Here is a 7182-nt window from a genome sequence, read left to right on the forward strand (position 1 = left end):
TTACTTTATGAAGCACTCATATATTACTTGTATACTATTACTGCTGCTCACCTTATATAGTTGTAAGCCGGGGGATTTTGGAGATATCAACACCAATCCCAACATGCCTAAGAAACCTTATACTGGTTACCTGATCACCAATATTATCCGTGATATGGCGGCTACTATTGGCGGCAGCAGTGGTACTCCTATCAGGGAGGCGCCGTTGTATGCCCAACACCTGTCGGAGATGACTTACCAACGCGAAGGTGTATACGTAAAAGGCAACTGGGACTTTGGTTATTACCAGGGCGCCCTGAATGATTTGCAGGTAGTGATCACCACGAATAGCGACCCGGCAAAAAAACTGGAGGCCAGTTCCTTTGGCTCCAATGCCAATCAGCTGGCAGTGGCCCGTATTATCAGGGCTTATTTCTTTCTGCATCTGACAGACCGCTGGGGCGATGTGCCTTATAAGGATGCACTGAAAGGCAATGACAACCTGATACCCGCCTATGATAAACAGTCCGATATTTATAATGACCTGTTTAAAGAGCTGAAGGAAGCGGCAGCGCAATTTGATGGGGGCGTAAATGTAAAAGGAGATATCCTGTTTGGCGGTGATCCGGCTAAATGGAAAAAGTTTGCCAATACCCTGCGCCTGGTGATGGCGTTGCGGCTCTCTAAAATTGATGCCGTAAAAGGAAAAACGGAATTTAATGCAGCACTCGCGGATGGGGTGATCCTGGATAACAAAGATAACGTGGTATATAATTATCTCCAGGGAGATCAGAACAATGAAAATTACTGGTCCTTCAGCTGGCGGGTGGATAATAATCCTTACGCTTTGTCTGCCACGCTGGTGAATAACCTGCAGGCGAATAATGATCCGCGGTTACCCAAATTTGCCGACAAAGCGGGGGATGGATTATATCACGGACAGACCTATGGTGTGATCAACACCAATTTTTCTTCTATGTCGTTGTTGGGGGCGGGCATGCGTAAGCCGGAATCGCCGGTTTACTTTTATACGGCCGCCGAGGTACAATTTGCGCTGGCAGAAGCGGTGAAGTTGACCTGGATCACGGGTACCGATGCAGATGCAGAGGCTTATTACCTGGCAGGCATCAAAGCATCGATGCAGCAGTTTGGGGTATATACCGATGCTGCCTATGCCGCATGTATAGCATCGCCGGGTGTGGTGTATAGTCCGGCTAAAGCATTGGAGTTGATTGGTACACAAAAGTGGGTGGCACTTTTTCTCAATGGCTGGGAAGCGTGGCATGAGTGGAGGAGAACCGGGTTCCCGAAATTGCTGCCGCCGACCAACGCGCAAACCCGCGACGGACAAATACCCCGCAGGCATGGCTACCCTTCCCGGGAGGCGTTGCTGAACAAACAACATTACGACGAGGCGGTACAACGTATCGGCGGACCTGATGATCTGGCGAGCCGGGTATGGTGGGATAGCTATTAGCTGTTAGGGAAAATGCAGCGGAGTTGGGGTTTACAGGGCTGAGTCGAAAGTCCGTTCACGGAAGTTAAAAGTAATTGAGCGGTCGTTTTACGACCGCTCAATTATTTTTTGCTATATGCATTTAGCAAAAATACAGTGAGGATAGGTGTTTACGCGCTTTTCTCCGCTGCATTTTCTCTAACAGCTAATAGCTAATAGCTAAAAGCTAAAAGATTATTACTAATTTTCGGTATTCACCCACTTTTTAATATGCGCGAACAAATGCTGAGTGATGGCGATTTATTACAGCTGGTAAAGGGAGACGATACGGCTGCTTTTGAATCGATTTATGATAAATATTGGCAGGCCCTTTATTTAAAGGCTTGTCAGCGCGTGGATAAAGATGAGGCCAAAGATATGGTGCAGGAAGTGATGATTACCTTATGGAGAAGAAGAAATGACATCTCTGTTATGCAGGAGGGGGACCTGGGGCGGTATCTCTTTACCGCTATCCGCTACCGGGTGATCAGTCATTATGCTTTTAGTGCGGCCGAAATTAAGAAAGCTGGTTTTTTTGATAGTTTCGATGAGCAAATTACCGTTAATACACTGGAAACTAAAGAGCTGCAGGCTCGTATCGACAAAGAGATAGGCCGGCTGCCGGCCAGAATGCAACAGATATTTCGCCTGAGCCGCGAAGATGATTATACCATTGCCGACATTGCGAACACACTTAATATTTCAGAGCAAACCGTGAAGAACCAGTTGACAGATGCCTTAAAAAGATTGCGCATTTCTCTTAAAGCCTCTTCTACAGGGGAATGGACATTGGTACTGGGATACCTGTTCTTCTATTTACATAATAATAAATAGCCCGTACAACCAGCGGCCTAATCTGTTATTATCCATCTCCCATTTTAAACAGTAATACTCCTGCCACAGGAGCAGGAATGTATTGCCAATACAACCGCTTCTCCCGGAGGCGAAATTATTTTCATTTTTTTTTTATGCGGACTAGTACCGAACCTAATTTTTTCAGATAAGTAATAAAATCGCGCACAGTGGAAGTCAGCAAAATCAGGGAACGCTTTAAAAAGTATCTGTTGGGTCATTCCTCCGGGAACGACCAGCAGGTGATCGATCGTTGGTATCAGTCGTTCGATGATACCGTACTCCCGGAAATGGATGAAGCAGAAGAGGCCCGCGTAAAACAGGAAATCTGGCTGGGCATCCAACCCCAAATTTCAGTAGCTAAAACGTTTTATCTCAGGCCCCGCCGCCTGATAAAGATCGCCGCTGCTGTATTGCTGCTGGCAGGAGCCGGCGCCGCATGGTGGATGGTGCACCATCCTCATGTTAACCCCATTTATACCACCTATACCACCCGCAACGGAGAAAGGATTGTACTTCACCTGAGTGATGGATCTACCATAGCCTTAAATGCTGGTTCCACCATCCGTATACCGGACGATTTATCGAAAACAAGAAAGCTGGAACTGGTAGACGGAGAAGTATTCTTTGACGTACATACCAACCCCAATGTACCCTTCATCGTAGAAAGTGGTCCCCTCCGCACCACCGTACTGGGCACGGCTTTCAACATCGCGGCCTACAAAGACGTGCACACCCTCAGCATAGGCGTGATGTCCGGTAAAGTAAGCGTTGCCGGAAATGGAAAAAACAGGCAGTTGCTGGAACGCGACCAGGAACTGGTATATAATAAGGACAACGGAGCTATGAAAGTGATCCCGGTAGATGAAAGTTTACCCGGATGGAAAGAAGGCCGCCTGATATTTAATGATGTATCCTTTAATGATATGGCCGTGCTGATGGAAAAGAATTTTGGGATCGTGATTACCACCACCGAAGAACATGTAAGAACAACCAGGTATACCACGGAATTGCCAACAGGAATGGACCCGCAGAAAGCCGCGCAGGTGCTGGCTGCCATCCATCATCTGCAGGTGCGATCGATAGATAAACACACCGTTATTTACGAATAATAAACAATGTATCACCAAAGCTAATCGCTTACAAACACGAAGTACGAATGCCACGTAAATGGAACCTTTCATTAATGTTAACAATTAATGCCTAACCACGTATGAAACAAATTGTAGAAAATTGTAAAAAACGATTGCTGATAATCGTTTTAATCCTGACCTGTGCCCCTGCCTATGCGGGCCAGGGACAAATACTGCAGGAAACCAGCGTAACGATTGCGTTGAAAAGCGGCAGCCTGGAATCCGCGCTGAAAGAGCTGCATCGCCGCACTAAAATTACCTTTGCCTACGACCGGCAGTTAATCAGTGCCTACAAAGTAGATCGTTACTCTTTCTCCAACGAAAGACTGGCCAATGTGCTGGAAAAAATATTGCAGCATAAAGCGCTCGGATTTGCCGAGGTGAATGATATTGTAGTAATCAGTAAACTCACTACGTCCGCTACCACCGCCCGGCAGGATGCTGTTGTTTCCGGTGTGATCCGCGATGAAAACGGAAAACCCTTACCCGGTGTAAGCGTAGCCGTGAGAGGACAAAGTACCATGACCACCACCGACCTGGAAGGCCGGTATAAGATCATTGTGAAATCTGCCGCAGATGTGTTGTCGTTCAGCTTCATCGGTTATGAAACCGTAGAAATGCCGGTAGGCAGCCAATCGGCCATAAACGTGCAACTGAAACTGGCCAGCAAATCACTCGGTGAAGTAGCCGTGGTAGGTTTTGGTACCCAGCGAAAAGTGAGCCTGGTAGGCGCACAGTCTACCATCAAGCCCGCTGAATTTAAACAACCCGCATCAGACATTTCCACCATGCTGGCAGGACGTATCTCCGGTGTTATTGGTGTACAACGTTCCGGTGAACCCGGCAAGAGCGCTGCCGATATCTGGATCCGCGGTATTGCTACTTTTGGTAATGGTAACAAAGCTACGCCACTGGTATTGGTCGATGGTGTGGAAAGAGCCATTAATAATATTTCTCCGGAAGACATTGAATCTTTCACCATTTTAAAAGACGCCGCAGGAACAGCCGTATATGGTGTGCGTGGAGCCAATGGCGTAATTTTGCTGAAAACAAAAACCGGTAAAGTAGGTAAACCACAAATCTATTTTGATTACAATGAAGGCGTAAATTCATTTACCAAAAGACCGGAAATGCTGGATGGCGTTACCTATATGAACCTGGCCAATGAAGCCGCCACTACGCGTAATCAAAACCCGATTTATACCCAGGAAAAAATTGATAAAACAAAAGCCGGCCAGGATCCATTGTTGTACCCCGACGTAAACTGGATGGATGCTGTATTCAATAAATATGGTCATACCCGCAGTGCCAACCTGAACGCCAGCGGCGGTGTGGAAAATGCTCAATACTATGTATCCCTCGGCTATTTCAACGAAAGCGGTTTCCTGAAAACAGACGACCTGGCGAAGTATAATTCTTCCCTGAAATACAACCGCTACAATTTTACCTCTAACCTGAATCTGAAGGTGACTAAAACCACCAAGCTCGATGTAGGCTTACAGGGATACTTCTCCAATGGCAATTATCCGGGTGTAGCCAGTCATGATATTTTCCAGAGTGCCATGGATGCCTCGCCGGTAGCATATCCTATTATGTATCCGGGCAACCTGGTACCTGGCCAATCTGCCAACGGTGGTTTCCGTAATCCTTATGCCGACCTTACCCGCAGAGGATACCGCAATGAATTTAAGAACCAGCTGTATTCCAATATCAGGGCTACACAGGATCTGAAAGTGATTACGCCCGGATTATCTGCTACCGCCATGTTTGCCTTTGATGTGTACAACCAGAACTTTATTGTACGGTCAAAAAGAGAAGATACCTATTACCCGGATATGAATAATCCTTATAAAGCAGATGGTTCACTTAACCTGGTGAAAACCTATACCGGCGATGATTACCTGGGATTTGATAAATCAGATGGTGATCGTCAGACAACCCGGCAGTTTTACACAGAAGCCGCTATTAACTACGACCGTGGCTTTGGGAAGCATCATGTAACAGGACTGGGTTTATTTTATACGAGTGATAAGAGCAATACATTGGCCGGCGATTTTATTGGTTCTATTCCGGAACGCTACCTGGGCCTGGCGGGTAAAGTGGCTTACTCTTATGATGACCGCTACTTTACAGAGTTTAATTTCGGTTATAATGGTTCTGAATTATTTGCGCCACAAAACCGTTTTGGTTTCTTCCCTGCCATTGGTTTGGCCTGGGTAATATCCAACGAAAACTTTTTTGCACCATTGAAGAATGCCGTTTCTTTCCTGAAATTCCGTTACTCCAATGGTAACACCGGTTTAGGTAGTGCTGCAGAACGATTCCTGTACATCACCAATCTGAATTCGGATGATAACAGGTATAAATATGGAACCGGTTTCGTAGACAATGGCGCCGGTATCAGCATTAATCGTTATGCTACTGATGTGCGCTGGTCTGTATCCAACAAGCAGGATCTGGGCGTGGAGCTGGTAACACTGGGAGATCGTTTGAGAATTAATGTAGATGTATTTAAAGAACATCGTTCCGGTATCTTCCTGCAACGCGCTTCCAATGTGTCTTTCATGGGACTGGAGAATCAGCAGTATGGTAATCTTGGCATCGTGGATAACAAAGGACTGGATGCGAATCTTGAATACCGGATGAAAATTGGACAGGTAGATGTAAACCTGCGTGGTAATATTACCTGGAATAAAGATAAGCTGATAGAAGATGACCGTCCGCCACAGCTGTATCCATGGATGGAGCACCGCGGCAATAATGTGAATGCACGCTATGGGTATATCGCAGAAGGGTTGTTTGTTGATCAGGGAGATATAGACAAAAGCGCTGTACCGGGTGATCGGTCACAGGTAAAACCCGGCGACATTAAGTACAAGGATTTGAATAGTGATGGGCTGATCAACTCGGCTGATATCACAAAAATTGGTCGTGGTGATGTACCGGCCATGGTATATGGTTTTGGGATGGACCTGGCTTATAAAGGATTCAGTTTTGGTTTCTTGTTCCAGGGTGTGTCCAATGCGGATCGCCTGTTGGCAGGTAGCGCTATTATTCCTTTCAACGGCGGCGGCGGGGTAACCAATGCCTACACGATTGCGACCGATCGCTGGACAGAAGATAACCCAAGACAGGATGCATTTTATCCAAGACTGGCCTATGGTGAAGCGGAAAATAAAAACAATACGCAAGCCAGCAGCTGGTGGGTAAAAGATGTGAGCTTCATCCGCCTGAAACAGGTACAGCTGGCCTATAACCTGCCTGCACACCTGTTACAGCGTATTGGTATCCGCAATTCTTCCATCTATCTGCAGGGAATCAACCTGCTTACTTTCAGCCAATTTAAGTTATGGGATCCGGAGCTGAATACAGATAACGGGTCTTCTTATCCAAGTGTAAAGACCATCTCACTGGGAGCTAACTTAAGGTTTTAATCAAACAAGCAACTGATCATGAAAAAGCTATTATATATTTTCCTGGCCGTAGGGTTATTATCTTCCTGTAAGAAATTCCTGAGCCAGGTGCCGGACGACCGGTTAACAGTGGACGAAACATTCAGGACCTGGTCTACCGCACAACGATTCCTGGATAATGTATACAGCAGAATTCCGGATGAATTCGGACAACGTAATCCCGGCGATGAAACTAACCGTGGACTATGGACTGGTGGCTGCGATGAAGCGGATTATGTTTGGGGATTTGTACAGTCGAATGATGTAAATA

Annotated in this window: 4 protein-coding genes and 1 pseudogene; all 5 read left to right on the plus strand. The window is 46.3% G+C overall.

Annotated features, from left to right (window positions below; translation table 11 throughout):
• On the plus strand, positions 1–1456 hold a 1456-nt coding region (locus VIP81_RS17640; RefSeq protein WP_331963795.1), incomplete at its 5' end, for a SusD/RagB family nutrient-binding outer membrane lipoprotein.
• Between the two features lie 249 nt (positions 1457–1705).
• Complete coding sequence (locus VIP81_RS17645) at positions 1706–2308, plus strand: RNA polymerase sigma factor (RefSeq protein WP_331963798.1); 603 nt, start codon at positions 1706–1708, stop codon at positions 2306–2308.
• Positions 2309–2496: 188 nt separating this feature from the next.
• Complete coding sequence (locus tag VIP81_RS17650; RefSeq protein WP_331963801.1) at positions 2497–3438, plus strand: FecR family protein; 942 nt, start codon at positions 2497–2499, stop codon at positions 3436–3438.
• A gap of 101 nt (positions 3439–3539) precedes the next feature.
• The gene (locus VIP81_RS17655; RefSeq protein WP_331963804.1) at positions 3540–6893 is read left to right on the plus strand and encodes a TonB-dependent receptor; all 3354 of its coding nucleotides are present in this window, start codon (positions 3540–3542) and stop codon (positions 6891–6893) included.
• Positions 6894–6911: 18 nt separating this feature from the next.
• Positions 6912–7182, plus strand: a pseudogene (locus VIP81_RS17660) (RagB/SusD family nutrient uptake outer membrane protein); the annotation flags it as partial.

It is taken from the genome of Chitinophaga sp., from assembly GCF_036566945.1.
Classification (GTDB): domain Bacteria; phylum Bacteroidota; class Bacteroidia; order Chitinophagales; family Chitinophagaceae; genus Chitinophaga.